The sequence below is a fragment of the Stenotrophomonas sp. STEN054 genome (genome assembly GCF_056854535.1).
In genome coordinates this window covers 167,929-182,813 of record NZ_JBXFWG010000001.1, presented here as the reverse complement: position 1 = coordinate 182,813, position 14,885 = coordinate 167,929, and the positions used below count along the sequence as shown (strand labels likewise).

Annotated in this window: 9 protein-coding genes, 2 pseudogenes and 1 riboswitch; of the genes and pseudogenes, 5 read left to right on the top strand and 6 right to left on the bottom strand. The window is 68.1% G+C overall.

Annotation, left to right across the window (positions count from 1 at the left end):
* Nucleotides 1-21 precede the first annotated feature (21 nt).
* The 3 genes and pseudogenes from AC1VXD_RS00755 to olsF all read right to left on the bottom strand — a co-directional run bounded on the left by AC1VXD_RS00755 (nucleotide 22) and on the right by olsF (nucleotide 3,556).
* Nucleotides 22-1,077, bottom strand: a complete 1,056-nt coding sequence (locus AC1VXD_RS00755; RefSeq protein WP_482990403.1) for a metal-dependent hydrolase — start codon at nucleotides 1,075-1,077, stop codon at nucleotides 22-24.
* A gap of 152 nt (nucleotides 1,078-1,229) precedes the next feature.
* A pseudogene (locus AC1VXD_RS00750) lies at nucleotides 1,230-1,851 on the bottom strand (UDP-2,3-diacylglucosamine diphosphatase).
* A pseudogene (gene olsF, locus AC1VXD_RS00745) lies at nucleotides 1,848-3,556 on the bottom strand (bifunctional ornithine lipid synthase OlsF). The pseudogenes AC1VXD_RS00750 and olsF overlap by 4 nt, the downstream one beginning before the upstream one ends.
* A 315-nt stretch (nucleotides 3,557-3,871) precedes the next feature.
* Here olsF and metK point away from each other — a divergent pair.
* Nucleotides 3,872-5,083, top strand: a complete 1,212-nt coding sequence (gene metK / locus AC1VXD_RS00740; RefSeq protein ID WP_482990402.1) for a methionine adenosyltransferase — start codon at nucleotides 3,872-3,874, stop codon at nucleotides 5,081-5,083.
* A gap of 174 nt (nucleotides 5,084-5,257) precedes the next feature.
* Nucleotides 5,258-5,764, top strand: coding sequence for an acyl-CoA thioesterase (locus AC1VXD_RS00735; RefSeq protein ID WP_164073371.1), 507 nt, complete (start codon nucleotides 5,258-5,260; stop codon nucleotides 5,762-5,764).
* A gap of 103 nt (nucleotides 5,765-5,867) precedes the next feature.
* Here AC1VXD_RS00735 and ppc read toward each other — a convergent pair whose 3' ends face one another.
* Both ppc and AC1VXD_RS00725 read right to left on the bottom strand, forming a co-directional pair.
* Nucleotides 5,868-8,579, bottom strand: a complete 2,712-nt coding sequence (ppc, locus tag AC1VXD_RS00730) for a phosphoenolpyruvate carboxylase (protein WP_482990401.1) — start codon at nucleotides 8,577-8,579, stop codon at nucleotides 5,868-5,870.
* 279 nt (nucleotides 8,580-8,858) lie between these two features.
* Nucleotides 8,859-11,369 (bottom strand): S9 family peptidase, encoded by a 2,511-nt coding sequence (locus AC1VXD_RS00725; protein WP_482990400.1) that lies wholly within the window; start codon nucleotides 11,367-11,369, stop codon nucleotides 8,859-8,861.
* Between the two features lie 123 nt (nucleotides 11,370-11,492).
* A riboswitch (S-adenosyl-L-homocysteine riboswitch) is annotated at nucleotides 11,493-11,576 on the top strand.
* Between the two features lie 36 nt (nucleotides 11,577-11,612).
* On the opposite strand from AC1VXD_RS00725, the gene ahcY reads away from it, so the two are divergent.
* The 3 genes from ahcY (at nucleotide 11,613) to AC1VXD_RS00710 (ending at nucleotide 14,274) form a co-directional block, all read left to right on the top strand.
* Nucleotides 11,613-13,058 (top strand): adenosylhomocysteinase, encoded by a 1,446-nt coding sequence (gene ahcY / locus AC1VXD_RS00720; RefSeq protein ID WP_482990399.1) that lies wholly within the window; start codon nucleotides 11,613-11,615, stop codon nucleotides 13,056-13,058.
* 299 nt (nucleotides 13,059-13,357) lie between these two features.
* A complete protein-coding gene (gene ybaK, locus AC1VXD_RS00715) occupies nucleotides 13,358-13,831 on the top strand; it encodes a Cys-tRNA(Pro) deacylase (protein WP_482990398.1) in 474 nt (157 codons plus the stop codon).
* Nucleotides 13,831-14,274, top strand: a complete 444-nt coding sequence (locus tag AC1VXD_RS00710; protein ID WP_482990397.1) for a hypothetical protein — start codon at nucleotides 13,831-13,833, stop codon at nucleotides 14,272-14,274. The genes ybaK and AC1VXD_RS00710 overlap by 1 nt, the downstream gene beginning before the upstream one ends.
* Nucleotides 14,275-14,319: 45 nt before the next feature.
* On the opposite strand, the gene AC1VXD_RS00705 is transcribed toward AC1VXD_RS00710, so the two are convergent.
* Nucleotides 14,320-14,877, bottom strand: coding sequence for a DUF3228 family protein (locus AC1VXD_RS00705; RefSeq protein WP_482990396.1), 558 nt, complete (start codon nucleotides 14,875-14,877; stop codon nucleotides 14,320-14,322).
* Nucleotides 14,878-14,885: the final 8 nt, after the last annotated feature.

The following is a 14,885-nucleotide window of genomic DNA, read 5'->3' as shown; positions in this document are numbered from 1 at the left end:
CCGCCCGCGCGGTGCGCGGGTTTACGGGTCGATGTGCAGGGTCGCCGCCGGCGGCGCCTGCCAGATCCGCTGCCACATCGCCGCCAGCCGGTGCCCGGCATCGGCGCGTGCGGCCGGGCTGCTGTAATCCATGCGCTGCTGCTGCGGCACGATCGCCCGCCACTGCCCGTCCACCTGTTCGGCCACCGCGAAGTTGAACGTATAGTCCGGCTCCAGGCCCATGCGCAGGTCACTCAGCACCAGTTGGTTGTCCACCACCTGCGCGCGCATGAACCCGCGGTTGAACCACTGCAGCCGCTGCACGGCCGGAATCGCGGACGCTTCGCGCAGCGCCTGCACGTTGGACGGGTAGCCTTCAAACCGCATCGGGCCCTGGTCGGCCACCAGCGAACGGTCGCCCACCACGTAGCCACTGGGCGTCATCGCCACCACCCGCCACAGCAGGGTGTTGAACGGCATAGGCACCGAGAACCGCGGCGCGTCGCCCAAGCCCATCGCGGCCAGGCTCTGCTGTGCGGCGCGGTCGACCTGGGCCTTGGCCACCAGGCCCCAGCCCAGGTAGGCCGTGCTGACCAGCAGCGAGACACCCAGCACCTTGCCCGCCCACGGCCGTGCGCGCGCGAACCAGGCCACCACGCAGCCCAGCAGCAGCCACACGGTATAGGCCGGGTCGATGATGAAGACGCTGGAGCCCATCGTCGGATGCGGCCGCAGCGGCCACCACAGCTGCGTGCCGTAGACGGTGAACGCATCCAGCAGCGGATGGGTGACCAGGGCCAGCTGGATGGCCCAGAACCAGCGCAGCGGTGACTGCGCCACGCGGCCGTTGCCGAAGCGCTTGAACAGCCACCAGATCAGCGTCGCCACCCACGGCAGCACCAGCAGCGAATGGCTGAAACTCCGGTGGTCGACCATGTTGGCCACCGGGTCGGCCGCGGCGAAGCCGAGCCACAGGGCATCGAGGTCGGGCAGCGTGCCGAGTGCGGCACCGGCCAGCAGGGCCGCACGGCGATGGCCGGGCGGAGCGATGGCGGCAGCGACGGCGCCACCGAGAACGATCTGGGTCAACGAGTCCATGCGCCGATGCTAGCCGCTTGTGCGTGGTGTATGTAGAGCCGAGCCGATGCTCGGCTTGCGCGCGCAGCGCGACAGGTTCGGTAGAGTCGACTGTCAGTCGACTCCCACGCGCAGCGCGTGGCATCCAAGGAGCAGTCGAGCAACGCTCGGCTCTACAAGCGCAAGCCGAGCATGGGCTCGGCTCTACAGAAAGCGGTCGTTACGCTGCCTGCGACATCCGCGCCGGGCAGCTCCACCCATGTCTGGCCATGGTGGTCCAGCAGGCGCAATGCGCCATCGTGGTCTTCGGCCAGCGCGGTCAGGCTTTCCACCCAGTCGCCATCGTTCGCATAGACCAGCCCATCCCACTCGACCAGCGCCGCGCGGTGGATGTGGCCGCAGATGATGCCGTCCAGTCCGCGCCGGCGCACGTCATCCAGGCCGGCCTGGACGAAGCGCTCGATGTAGCGCTCAGCGGCGCCGCTGCGCTTGTTCAGGAATTCAGGCAGCGACCAGTAGCGCATGCCCAGCCGGCGCCGTACCGCGTTCAACGCTTGGTTGCCGGCGCAGCGCATGCAGTGCCTGGATCACCTCGCTGTGCGAGGCACGCCAGTTGGCACGGCGGTGCGCCAACCACCACAGGTCGATGATGTCGCCGACCAGGTAGAGCCGCTCGCAGCGCAGCTGGCCGAGGAAGGTGGCCAGTTCGGCGGCGTGGCAGTGGCGCGACCCGAGATGCACATCGGAGACGAACACTGCACGCCGGTGCGGCGACAGGTTCGCCAGCGCGCTCATGCCGGCATCCCCGCGTCGCGCAGGTAGCGTTTGCGTTTGTTCGGCCGGATCGCCTGCAGGTCCACTTCGATCAGGCCGTCGATCGAATCGCTGAAATCCGGGTCGACGCCGAACGCCAGGAAGCGCGCGCCGCCGGGTTCGCACAGATCGGTGTACTGGCGGTACAGCGTCGGCACACCCGTGCCCAGCGCGGCCAGGTTGGCCTTCAGCACGTCGAACGCAGCGCCTGCGTCGAGCTCACCGAAGCTGGGCGGTGCGGCAAAATACTGGAACGGTTGATTGGATTCGACCAGGCCGCTGCGGGCTCCATAATAGCGCTGGTAATAGGCCACCAGCTGCTCGCGCGCTTCGCGCGGCAGCGCGGCGCTGATCGATACCGCGCCAAACAGGTAGCGGATGCCCGGCTGGCACTGGAGGTAGGCACCGATGCCCTGCCACAGGTAATCCAGGCTGCGGCTGCCCCAGTAATCGGGCACCACGAAGCTGCGGCCCAGTTCCAGGCCTTCGGCGATGCGGGTGATGGCATCGTCGGAATAGCGGAACAGCGAGGCGCTGTAGAGCCCGGCCAGGCCGCGGCGGGCCAGGGCCTGTGCGCCGCGCATGATGCGGTAGGCCCCGGCGATGCGCTGCGCGCTGCCATCCCAGATGACGATGTGCTGGTACTGCAGGTCGTAGTCGTCCAGGTCGCGGCTGCGGCCGGTGCCCTCGCCCACCTGGCGGAAGGTCAGTTCACGCAGCCGGCCCAGCTCGCGCAGCAGCGCAGAGTCGGCCGTGCAGGTGGCCAGCAGGATCTGCTTGCCGTCGCCGGTCTGTCCCAGCACCGTGGCCCGGGCGACATCGGCGGCCACATGCGCCGGCGGCACCGGGGCGGCCAGCGGCTCGGGGCCGGCCGGCAGGCTGCCGGTGGCACCGTCCACGGGGCCGAGGGCGTACAGCGCACGGCGCACCGCCAGCAGCTGCGCACCGGGGTCGCCCTGGCCCAGCTGCATCGGCTGGCCGATGCGCAGGCGCAGCGGGCGGCCGCGGCGGGCGAACATCTCACGCGCCAGCAGGGCGGTGCCGGCCGGCTTGAACAGGGTCGAGGCGCCGTAGAACAGCGCTGAGTTGCGCGCGTCCACCCGCACCGGCAGCACCGGCGCCCCGGCGGCACGGGCAAACCGGACGAAGCCGCGCTGCCAGCGCCCGTCGCGGATGCCCTGCAGCGACAGCCGCGATACTTCGCCGGCCGGGAACACGATGACGCACTGCTCGGCGTCCAGCGCCTTTTCCACCGCGTGCAGGCTGCCACGCTGGACCTTGCCGCCGAGGATGCGCACTGGCAGCAACAGGTCCTGCAGCGGACCGATGGCGCCGAGCAGGTCGTGGCGACGATGCGCACGTCGCGCCGGACCCGGCCGACCGCGTCCAGCAGGGCCAGCGCGTCCAGCGCACCGGAGGGATGGTTGGCCACGATCAGCAGGCGACCGCTGGCCGGGATCCGGGACAGGTCCAGCGGGTCGACCTGGTAGCCGCTTTCGAGGAACTCCAGGCCGGCGGCGACGAAGTCGAAGCCGCGCAGATTCGCGCTGCGCTGCAGGAAGGCCTCCACCCGGTCCAGCCGCGACCAGCGACCCACGCTGCGCAGCAGGGGCCGCGCCAGATGCCCGCGGCGGCCGCGGAACCGATCGGGGAAACGTTGCTGCAAGCGCTGCTCGAGTTCCTGCATGGCGTGCTCACTGATGCCCGGCGGCCGGATTGGCCGAGAGCCTGCGCCCGCCGCGCGGCAGGCAGATGGCGGTTTGGCGGCAGAACGGTGACGGCCGGGACCGCTGGGCCCCGGGCCGTGAAGGCCGCCCGCCAATAGTCACGCCAGTGGAACACTGCCTGCGCACCATGGGCCCCGGGGCCTCGCCAGGCCTTGTCCCGGCGGGCACAACACCTTAACCACAGGCAACCCATACGGGTTCACAATGCACAGGCGGCGCACCCCGTGTATGATGCGCGCCCATCTTTCCATCCGAATCAAGGGATATACCGCCTGATGTCCAGCTATCTCTTCACCTCCGAGTCGGTCTCCGAAGGCCATCCGGACAAGGTTGCCGACCAGATCTCCGATGCGGTGCTGGACGCGATCCTGACCCAGGACCAGCGCGCCCGCGTGGCGTGCGAGACCATGGTCAAGACCGGTGTTGCCATCGTCGCCGGTGAAATCACCACCAGCGCCTGGATCGACCTGGAAGCCCTGACCCGCAAGGTCATCACGGACATCGGCTACGACAGCTCCGACGTCGGCTTCGACGGCGCCACCTGCGGCGTGCTGAACCTGATCGGCAAGCAGTCGCCGCACATCGCCCAGGGCGTGGACCGCAAGAAGCCGGAGGAAATGGGCGCTGGCGACCAGGGCCTGATGTTCGGCTACGCCACCAACGAGACCGACAGCTTCATGCCGGCCGCGATCCATCTGTCGCACCGCCTGGTCGAGCAGCAGGCCAGGATCCGCAAGAAGCGCAACTCGCCGCTGTCCTGGCTGCGCCCGGACGCCAAGAGCCAGGTCACCCTGCGCTATGAAAACGGCGTGGTCTCGGCCATCGACGCCGTCGTCCTGTCCACCCAGCATGCCCCGGGCATCAAGCAGAAGGACCTCATCGAGGCCGTCCGCGAAGAGATCATCAAGCCGGTGCTGCCGGCCAAGTGGCTGCACAAGGGCACCAAGTTCCACATCAACCCGACCGGCAAGTTCGAGATCGGCGGTCCGGTGGGCGACTGCGGCCTGACCGGCCGCAAGATCATCGTCGACACCTACGGCGGCTGGGCCCGTCACGGTGGTGGCGCCTTCTCCGGCAAGGACCCGTCCAAGGTCGACCGTTCGGCGGCCTACGCGGCCCGCTACGTCGCCAAGAACGTGGTTGCCGCCGGCCTGGCCGACCGTTGCGAAGTGCAGGTCTCCTACGCCATCGGCGTGGCTGAGCCGACCTCGATCTCGGTCACCACCTTCGGCACCGGCAAGATCAGCGACGACAAGATCGAGAAGCTGATCCGCAAGCACTTCGACCTGCGCCCGTACGGCATCATCAAGATGCTGGACCTGGTGCACCCGATGTACCAGCAGACCGCCGCCTACGGCCACTTCGGCCGCAAGCCGAAGGAATTCAGCTACCTCAACGGCGAAGGCGAGACCGTCAACGCCACGGCCTTCTCCTGGGAGAAGACCGACCGCGCCGCCGCCCTGCGCGCCGATGCGAAGCTGAAGTAAAGCTTGCGGGTAGAGCCGACTGTTAGTCGGCTGATGTTGAAGAAGGGCCGCGCAAGCGGCCCTTCTGCTTTCTGTAGAGCCGAGCCCATGCTCGGCTTTCTTTTGCCTGCGCCAAGAGCAGCCGAGCATGGGCTCGGCTCTACAAGAGCTACGCCACGCCGATACAATCGGCGCATGTCGACCGAACTGAAAACCCACCAGCTGTCCATGACCGTGCTGATGTCGCCGGACATGGCCAACTTCTCCGGCAAGGTCCACGGCGGCGCCGTCCTGCGCCTGCTCGACCAGGTGGCCTACGCCTGCGCCAGCCGCTACGCCGGCAGCTACGTGGTCACCCTGTCGGTGGACCAGGTGATGTTCCGCCAGCCCATCGCGGTGGGCGAGCTGGTCACCTTCCTGGCCTCGGTGAACTACACCGGCACCTCGTCGATGGAGATCGGCATCAAGGTCGTGGCCGAGGACATCCTCAAGCGCAGCGTGCGCCACGCCAACAGCTGCTTCTTCACCATGGTGGCGGTGGACGAGGAAGGCCGGCCGACGGCGGTGCCGCCGCTGCAGCCGGCCAGCTCGGACGAGAAGCGCCGCCAGGCCGCTGCGCAGATCCGCCGCCAGCTGCGGCAGGAAATGGAACAGCGGCACCTGGAGCTGCTGGCTTCGAATCCGCCGTCGCCGGAAGACTGACCGCGAACCCGGCAGTGCCGGCCGCTGGCCGGCGACCTTGCGCGCTGCCAGACATGATGGGATTGCCGGCCAGTGGCCGGCACTACCCCTTCGAATTCGCAGGTCAGCCGGTGTTCTGTACGCCCTGCGAAACGCCGTTGACGCAGGCCACCAGCGCGCGCAGCAGGTCGTCATCCTCGCGTCCGCTGGCCCGCCAGCGCTGCAGCAGGTCCACCTGCAGCACGCTGATCGGATCCACGTAGGGATTGCGCAGGCGGATCGACAGCGCCAGCCGCGCATCATGATCCAGCAGGGTCTGCTGCCCCATCAGCGCCAGCAGCCAGTGCCGGGTCAGCGCAAGCTCCTTTTCGACCTGCGGGAAGAAGCGCCCGTGCAGGTTGCCGGAAAGCTGCGAGAACTGTTCGGCGATGGTGATGTCACCCTTCGACAGCACCATCGCGATGTCGTCGAGGAAGGTGCGGAAGAACGGCCAGTCACGCGCCATCTCGCGCAGCGTCTGTTCGTGGCCGGCGTCCACCGCCGCCTGCAGGCCGCTGCCGACGCCGTACCAGCCCGGAATGACGGCACGCGCCTGGCTCCAGGCGAACACCCACGGAATCGCGCGCAGGTTGCCCAGCGCCGCGTCCTGGCCCAGCCGGCGCGACGGCCGCGAGCCCAGGGTCATCCGCTCGATCACGTCGATCGGCGTGGCCGTGCGGAAATAGTCCATGAAGCCGGACTGGCCGACGAAGGCTCGATAGACCTCGCTGCTGGCCGCCGACACGGTGTCCATCACCGGCCGCCACCCGTCTTCGCGCGGCTCCGGCGCACGCGGCCGCAGGCTGGCGCGCAGCACCGCACCGGTGGCCTGTTCCAGCGAGCGCAGCGCCAGCGCGCGGATGCCGTACTTGCGGTGGATCACCTCGCCCTGCTCGGTCACGCGCAGGCGGCCATCGATGCTGCCGCGTGGCGATGCATCCACCGCGTGGGTGGTCTTGCCGCCGCCACGGCTGATCGAACCGCCACGGCCATGGAAGAAGGTCAGGCGGATGCCGGCCTGGGCCGCGACATCCAGCAGTTCCACCTGCGCACGCTGCAGGCCCCAGCGCGAGGCGGCGATGCCGCCGTCCTTGCTGCTGTCCGAATAACCCAGCATCACCATCTGCACGTCGTCGCGTGCACGCAGGTGCGCGCGGTACACCGGATCCTCCAGCAGGTCGCGCAGGGTGGCGGTGCCGCGCTTGAGGTCGTCCACGGTTTCAAACAGCGGCGCGATGTCGAGCGGCACGCCACCATCGGCATCGACCAGGCCACCGCGTCGCGCCAGCGCCAGCACGGCCAGCACGTCGCCGCGATCGTGCGCCATTGAAATGATGTAGCTGCCCAGTGCATCGCCGCCATGGCGTGCACGTGCATCGGCCAGCGCCACGAACACCGCATCCAGGCGCTGGTTGCCCTCGTCATCGGCCTTGGGCAGCGGCATTTCGCCGCTGGCATGCGGGCCCAGCAGGCGTGCACGTCCCAGTGCATCCAGCGCCTGCCAGGCGTCTTCGCCGCCCAGCACCGCAGCGAGTGCGCGTGCATGCACGCTCGACTCCTGGCGCACGTCCAGCCGCGCCAGATGGAAACCGAAGGTCTTCACCCGCCACAGCAGGCGCTGCACCGCGAAGCCACCAGCGTGCTCGCCACGGTGGGCACGCAGGCTGTCGAGGATCAGCTGCAGGTCGTCGATCAGTTCGTCCGGGCCGGCATAGGCACCGTCGCCATCATCCAGCGTGGCCTGCAGCCGCGCGCGCATGCGGTCGTTGAGCAGGCGGTACGGCATATCGGCGTGGCGGGGGCGCGACTGGACCTGCGGCAGCAGCTGCTGGTAGTGCGCCACGCGCGCCTGCAGGGCTTCGCTCACGCCCACCCGTTCGGTGGACTGGCTGAGCAGGCTGGCCAGCTGCAGCAGTTCCTTCTGGTAGCGCCCGAGCACGGCCTGCCGCTGTGCATCCAGCGTGTTGCGGATGGTGCCGGCATCCACGTTCGGGTTGCCGTCCATGTCACCGCCCACCCAGGTACCGAAACGCAGCAGGCGCGGCAGCGGCAGCTCCTCGCTGTAGGTATCGCGCAGCGCCTGCTGCAGCGATTCGTACAGCACCGGAATCACCCGGTACAGCACCTGCACCAGATAGAAGCCGACGTGCTCGCGTTCGTCATCGACGGTGGGCCGCACCGGCGAGGAATCGGTGGTCTGCCACGACGCAGTCAGCGCCATGCGGAAGCGCGCGGCATCGGCAGCCGCCTCGCCCGGCGTGCGCTGGCCGTCCAGGTTGTCCACCAGGCTGGCCACCATCAGCTGTTCTTTTTCCAGCAGCGCGCGGCGCACCGCTTCGGTCGGGTGCGCGGTGAACACCGGTTCGATGTCGATGCGCGGCAACCACAGCGCCAGCTCGTCCAGGCCTACGCCCTGCGCCTTGAGGTGCTGCAGCGCGTCCTGCAGGCCATCGGGCTGCGCCGCGGCGGTACCGGCACGCTGGTAGTCACGGCGGCGACGGATACGGTGCACGCGCTCGGCGATGTTGACCACCTGGAAGTACGTGCTGAAAGCACGCACCATGGTTTCGGCCTGCTCCGGCGTGCGACCGGCGAGGCCATCGGCCAGCTCGGACAGCGGTGCCTGGTTCTCGCGGCGCGCGATCGCGCGGGTGCGCACGTCCTCGACGTCGTCGAGAAACGCGGCGGAAACCTGTTCGACCAGCAGATCGCCGACAAGTGCGCCCAGTCGGCGCACATCATCGCGAAGCGGAAGATCGGGGGAAGCGAATTCGATGCTGCTGCGGTACTCGTTCATCGGCGACGCACGAACCTCGGGGCATGATCCGTCGCCAAGCCTATCCCAATTCGAAGCCGTTGCTGCGTTGCAGGAATGGTTTCATCTGCACGTATCGTCCGGCTACAGATGCACCGATCAGGGAAATACCGACGGGGTAGAGTCGACCGTTGGTCGACTATCGCGCGCAGCGCGGGGTTTCCAGCGGGTGAAAGAAGGGCAGTAGACCAAAGGTCGACTCTACCCCGCCGGAGCAACAGGCGGCCCCCGTTGCAGGGGCCGCCATCATCACGTGCGCGGTCAGCGCTTCGTCTTCGCCTTGCCCTGCTGCACCGGGCCGAGGGTCTGCTCCAGCCAGCGCTCGCTCTCGGCCAGCATCGTCATGATCGATTCGCGTGCGCGGTAGGCATGCGATTCGTTCGGCAGCATCACCAGCCGCGCGGTGCCGCCCAGGCCCTTCACCGCGGCGAACATGCGCTCGCTCTGGATCGGGAACGTGCCGGAGTTGTTGTCGTCCACGCCGTGGATGAAGAGGATCGGATCCTTGATCTTGTCCGCGTAGTTGAACGGCGCCATCTTCTGGTAGACGTCCTGCGCCTGCCAGTAGTTGCGCTCCTCGGCCTGGAAACCGAACGGGGTGAGCGTGCGGTTGTAGGCACCACTGCGGGCGATGCCGGCCTTGAACAGGCGGGTGTGCGCCAGCAGGTTGGCTGTCATGAACGCACCGTAGGAATGGCCACCGATGGCGATGTGCTCGCGGTCGGTCACGCCACGACGCACCACCTCATCCACTGCGGCCTGTGCGTTGGCTACCAGCTGTTCGATGTAGGTGTCGTTGGGTTCCTTGTCGCCCTCGCCGATGATCGGCATGGTCGGGCTGGCCAGCACCACGTAGCCCTTGGCCAGGAACGCCTGCGGACCCCAGTAGCTGATCGCGTTGAAGCGATACGGCGAATCGGTCACCTGGCTGGCGGCCGCGGCACTCTTGAACTCACCCGGGTAGGCCCACATCAGCAGCGGGCGCGGGCCGTCACGCTTGGGGTCGTACCCCGGCGGCAGCAGCAGCGTCGCGGTCAGGTCCACGCCATCGGCACGCTTGTAGCGGATCTGTTCCTTCTGCACGCCCTTCAGCTGCGGCAGCGGATGGGCGAAACGGGTCAGCGCGCGCGGTGCGGCATCGGCCTGGGCCAGCGACTGCACATAGAAGTTGGTCGGCTCGTCCGGGCTTTCGCGGGTCAGCAGCAGCGACTCACCTTCCTGGTCCAGCAGCGCGACCGGTGCCGAATAGACCGGTGCCTGCGAATGGAACAGGCGGGTGGCCTTGCGGCTTTCGATGTCGAAGCGGTCGACGAACGGACGGTCACCTTCCGGCGACGCGCCCTGCCCGTACAGGAAGATGCTTCGGCCATCGGCGGTGGTCTGCAGGCGGCTGCGGCCGTTGACGTCGCGCACCACGCCGGCGCGGCCAGGATCGCTGTAGCGGTCCTGTGCATCGCGGTCCCACAGCAGCTGCGGCGACTGCGTCGCGTCGTCCGGGGTGATGCGCCAGGTCTTGGTGTTGCGCGTCTTCCACCACGATTCGCTGAGCAGGGCCAGATCGCCACGGCCCCAGGTGATGCCACCGAAACGGCTGCCCAGCTGGGCCAGGGTCACCGGCGGCGTCTCGAACGGCGCGGCCTGCATGAACACCGCATCGCGCACCTTGGCGTCGCGGTTCGGGTCACCGCCGTCCTGCGCTTCTGCCCAGACCAGGGTGGCCGGCGCATCGGCGCGCCAGCTGATGTCACGCACGCCGGTCACCTCGGCATCGTTGCCGGTCGGCAGGCCTTCCACCAGCGGACGCGAGGCCACGCTGTGGGCCAGCTGGCCGTTGCGGTCGAGCACGTCGATGCGGCGCGGGAAGCTGCCCACCGGCACCACGTAGGAATACGGGCGCTGCACGGTCTGGCTGAGCAGGTAGTTGCCGTCCGGCGAGACCGACAGGCCCAGGTAGATGCCGGCCATGCCGATGGCGCGGGCCTGCCCGTCCAGGCCGACCTGCATCGGCTGCGCACGCGCGTAGTAATCGAACAGGCGCGCGTCGGCTTCGTTCTTCAGCAGGTCCTGGTAGGTGCGGATGGAGACTACGCCGCTGCTCCTGCCGGTCTGCTGCACGGCCGGGCCGGTCGGGATGCCATCGGCAGGCGGCGGATCACCGGCATTGGCCAGGCGGGTCATCACGATCAGGCCGCGGCTGTCGGGCAGCCACTGGTAACCGTCGCCGAACACCGTATTGAGGTTGGCCTGCAGGCGGCGCGCACTGCCGTTGGCGACGTCCACCAGCCACAGCTCGTTGGCACCGCTGGCGGCGTCGACCTGGTTGAAGGCCAGCCACTTCTGGTCGGGCGACCAGGCAAGGCCGGCGATCGACAGCTGCGCCGGTAGGCCGCTGATCTGCCGTTCCTTGCCGTCGGCCACATTCATCAGCCACAGCTTCTCGCCGAAGCTGAAGCGGCTGTCGGAGAACGTGCGCGGGTTGATGCGGATGCCGGCCAGCTTCAGTTCCGGCTGCGCCACCACCTGGATCGACGGCAGCGACGGCATCTGCATCAGCGCGGCCACGTCGCGGCGCGGCGACAGGAACAGGCTGGGCGCACGCGGCGCATCGACCACCGCCTGCAGCGCGGCCGAGGGCAGCTCATAACCGGCCACGTCCCGGGCGGCGGCCACCTGCGGACTGTCGGCCGACCAGGCCTGCGGGACCACCGCCAGCAGGGCCATGGACAGGACCAGGCCGGTCCAGCGCCGGCTGCGGCGCGCGTGCTTGCTCATCGTTCTTCCTGTTTTGGATGCGTGAAGACCCTCGACCTTAACAGGCGCCGACCCGCGCCCCATCTGCCGATGGTTGGGTCGCTCCTGCTCCGGCCCGGGGCCGCGATATACTGGGCGTTCTCCCCTGCCGAGGGGCGCTGCGACCGGATCCGCTGAGGCCCGGCCAGGCTCGGTAAGGTGGCTTTGTAACAACGGCGCCCGGCTAGATGCGAGTACCCGCTCGCCCACAACCGGAGCTACTGCATGAACGCTGTTGCCAAGACCTTCTCCACCGAAGGTGACTACAAGATCCGCGACATCACCCTGGCCGACTGGGGTCGCAAGGAACTGGACATCGCCGAGCACGAGATGCCGGGCCTGATGTCGATCCGCCGCAAGCACGCCACCAGCCTGCCGCTGAAGGGCGTGCGCGTGACCGGTTCGCTGCACATGACCATCCAGACCGCGGTGCTGATCGAAACCCTGAAGGACATCGGCGCCGACGTGCGCTGGGCCTCGTGCAACATCTTCTCGACCCAGGACCACGCCGCTGCGGCCATCGCCGCCACCGGCACCCCGGTGTTCGCCTGGAAGGGCGAAACCCTGGAAGAGTACTGGGACTGCACGCTGGACGCGCTGACCTTCACCCTGCCCGACGGCACCCTGACCGGTCCGGAGCTGGTGGTGGACGACGGCGGTGACGTGACCCTGCTGATCCACAAGGGCTACGAGCTGGAAAACGGCAGCGACTGGGTCGACACCGCCTCCTCCTCGCACGAAGAACAGGTCATCAAGAACCTGCTCAAGCGCGTGGCCACCGAGCGCCCGGGTTACTGGGGCCGCGTGGTCAAGGACTGGAAGGGCGTCTCCGAAGAGACCACCACCGGCGTGCACCGCCTGTACCAGCTGGCCCAGGCCGGCACCCTGCTGATCCCGGCGATCAACGTCAACGACTCGGTCACCAAGAGCAAGTTCGACAACCTTTACGGCTGCCGCGAGTCGCTGGCCGATGGCCTGAAGCGCGCGATGGACGTGATGCTGGCCGGCAAGGTGGCCGTGGTCTGCGGCTACGGCGACGTGGGCAAGGGCTGCGCCGCTTCGCTGCGTGCCTACGGTGCGCGCGTCATCGTCACCGAGATCGACCCGATCTGCGCCCTGCAGGCGGCGATGGAAGGCTATGAAGTCAACACCATCGAATCGACCCTGGGCCGTGCCGACCTGTACGTCACCACCACCGGCAACAAGGACATCATCCGCATCGAGCACCTGAGCGCGATGAAGGACCAGGCCATCGTCTGCAACATCGGCCACTTCGACAACGAGATCCAGGTCGATGCGCTGGTGGCGTTCCCGGGCGTGCAGCACGTCAACATCAAGCCGCAGGTGGACAAGTACATCTTCCCGAATGGCAATGCGATCTTCCTGCTGGCCGAAGGCCGCCTGGTGAACCTGGGCTGCGCCACCGGCCACCCGAGCTTCGTCATGTCCAACTCGTTCGCCAACCAGACCCTGGCCCAGATCGACCTGTGGGCCAACAAGGACAGCTACGAGAAGAAGGTCTACCTGCTGCCCAAGCACCTGGACGAAGAAGTGGCCCGCCTGCACCTGGAAAAGATCGGCGTGAAGCTGACCACCCTGACCCAGGAACAGGCCGACTACATCGGCGTGCCGGTGGAAGGCCCGTTCAAGCCGGACCACTACCGCTACTGATCGGCCGATGCAGCCACGCATGGCGTGGCTCTACAGAGGCTGTGGGGTCGGATCCCTTTCCGCAGGAAAAGGCTCTGACCCCAGCAATGGATGCACACGGAACGGGCGCCTTCGGGCGCCCGTTCTGCGTTTGCGATGCACCACGCATCCACGCACGGCGTGGATCTACTAGGCGTCTGCGATTGCGTGCGGCCATGCACCACGCATCCCAGATGCAGTACATCCACGCCATGCGTGGATGCGCTCCGGCAGTAGCCTCGGTCAAGGCAACGCGACCCGCGCGCGCTACGATGCCCCCCATGACTCCCGCCATCAACCTGCTCAAGCGCGAGAAGATCGCCCATACCGTGCGCAGCTACGTGCACGACGCCCACACCGAATCCTACGGCGGCGAGGCCGTGGACAAGCTCGGCCTGGATCCGGCACAGGTGTTCAAGACCCTGCTGGCCAGCAGCGAAACCCACGAACTGCTGGTGGCGATCGTACCGGTGGGCGGCCAGCTGGACCTGAAGGCGCTGGCCGAGGCCGCCGGCTGCAAGAAGTGCGAGATGGCCGCCATCGACGCCGCGCAGCGCGCGACCGGCTATCTGGTGGGGGGCATCAGTCCCCTCGGCCAGAAGAAGCGGCTGCGCAGCTTTCTCGATGCCAGCGCGCAGAACCTTGCGACGCTGCACGTCAGCGCCGGCCGCCGTGGCGTGGAAGTGGAACTGGCACCGGCCGATCTGCTGCGGCTGACCGCAGGGCATTACGCGCCCATCGGCAAGGCCCGCTGATGTCCGCGGCCGATGCCCTGCTGCAGGACCTGCTGAGTGGTGATGCCACGCGTATCCATGCTTCGGCCTGCCGGGTCGCGGTGACGTTTGATCACGCACTGCTGGATGCCCTGGCGCCGCATGCCGACCGCATCGAGCGGGCCTGCGCCGGGGTCACGCTGGGGGGCGCGCTGCTGGCCAACCAGGTGCATCTGCAGTCTGCGCTGAAACGCCTGCGCTACTGGCAGGCGCAGGCCGGCTGCCTGTGCGCGCTCACGCCGACGTATCTGTTCTTCGACCCGCGCAGGCTGATCGAACAGGGGCAGATGCGGTTGCTCTCGGCAGGCGATGCCGATGACGGCTGGGGCGAATGCCATCACGTTGCCTGTATGCAGTGCGGTCAGCACTGGCAGGCGACCGACCGCGAATACCATTACCCGTGGTGGGAGTGGAAAGCCGATTGACCGGAGAACATCCACGCATGGCGTGGACCCACTGGGGTCGGTGACTCACGGCCGCCAGTTGGCGTTGTTCTCCCAGAACCGCACGGCGCGCTGGTAGGCCTCCCGGTCCAGCGGCACGCCGGAACCGCCCTCCTCCACGCCCAGCGCATTGCGCATCATGGTGATCGGCGCCATCGGCACTTCTTCCGGCTCGGCGGTGTAGATGCAGCCGACGATGCCCCAGTCCGCGTCGATCGGCGAGCCTTCCTTCGCCAGCTGCTCGGCGCTGTACAGGATCACCACAAGATAGTTCGCGCGCGGCGATTCCACGCCCTCGAACCAGCGCACCAGCACCGGCAGCTCCTCGCGGTTGCGCGCCTCGTAGCCGCTGCGCAGCAGGTGGCGGTTGGCCTCGGTGACCGGCACGGTCAGGCAGCGCGTGCTGGTCCAGTTCTCATAGACAAACAGCTTGCAGAACGGCGCGTAGCCGTCGAGCACCTTCAGCGGCGCATGCGCATTGAGGTGCGCCTGGAACTGTTCGGCGCTGATGTCCTGGATGGTGTTGGCGCGCGGCACACGCGGAAACAGGCGGGGACGGGCGAATTCGGTGAGGACGATGGACATGGCGTGCC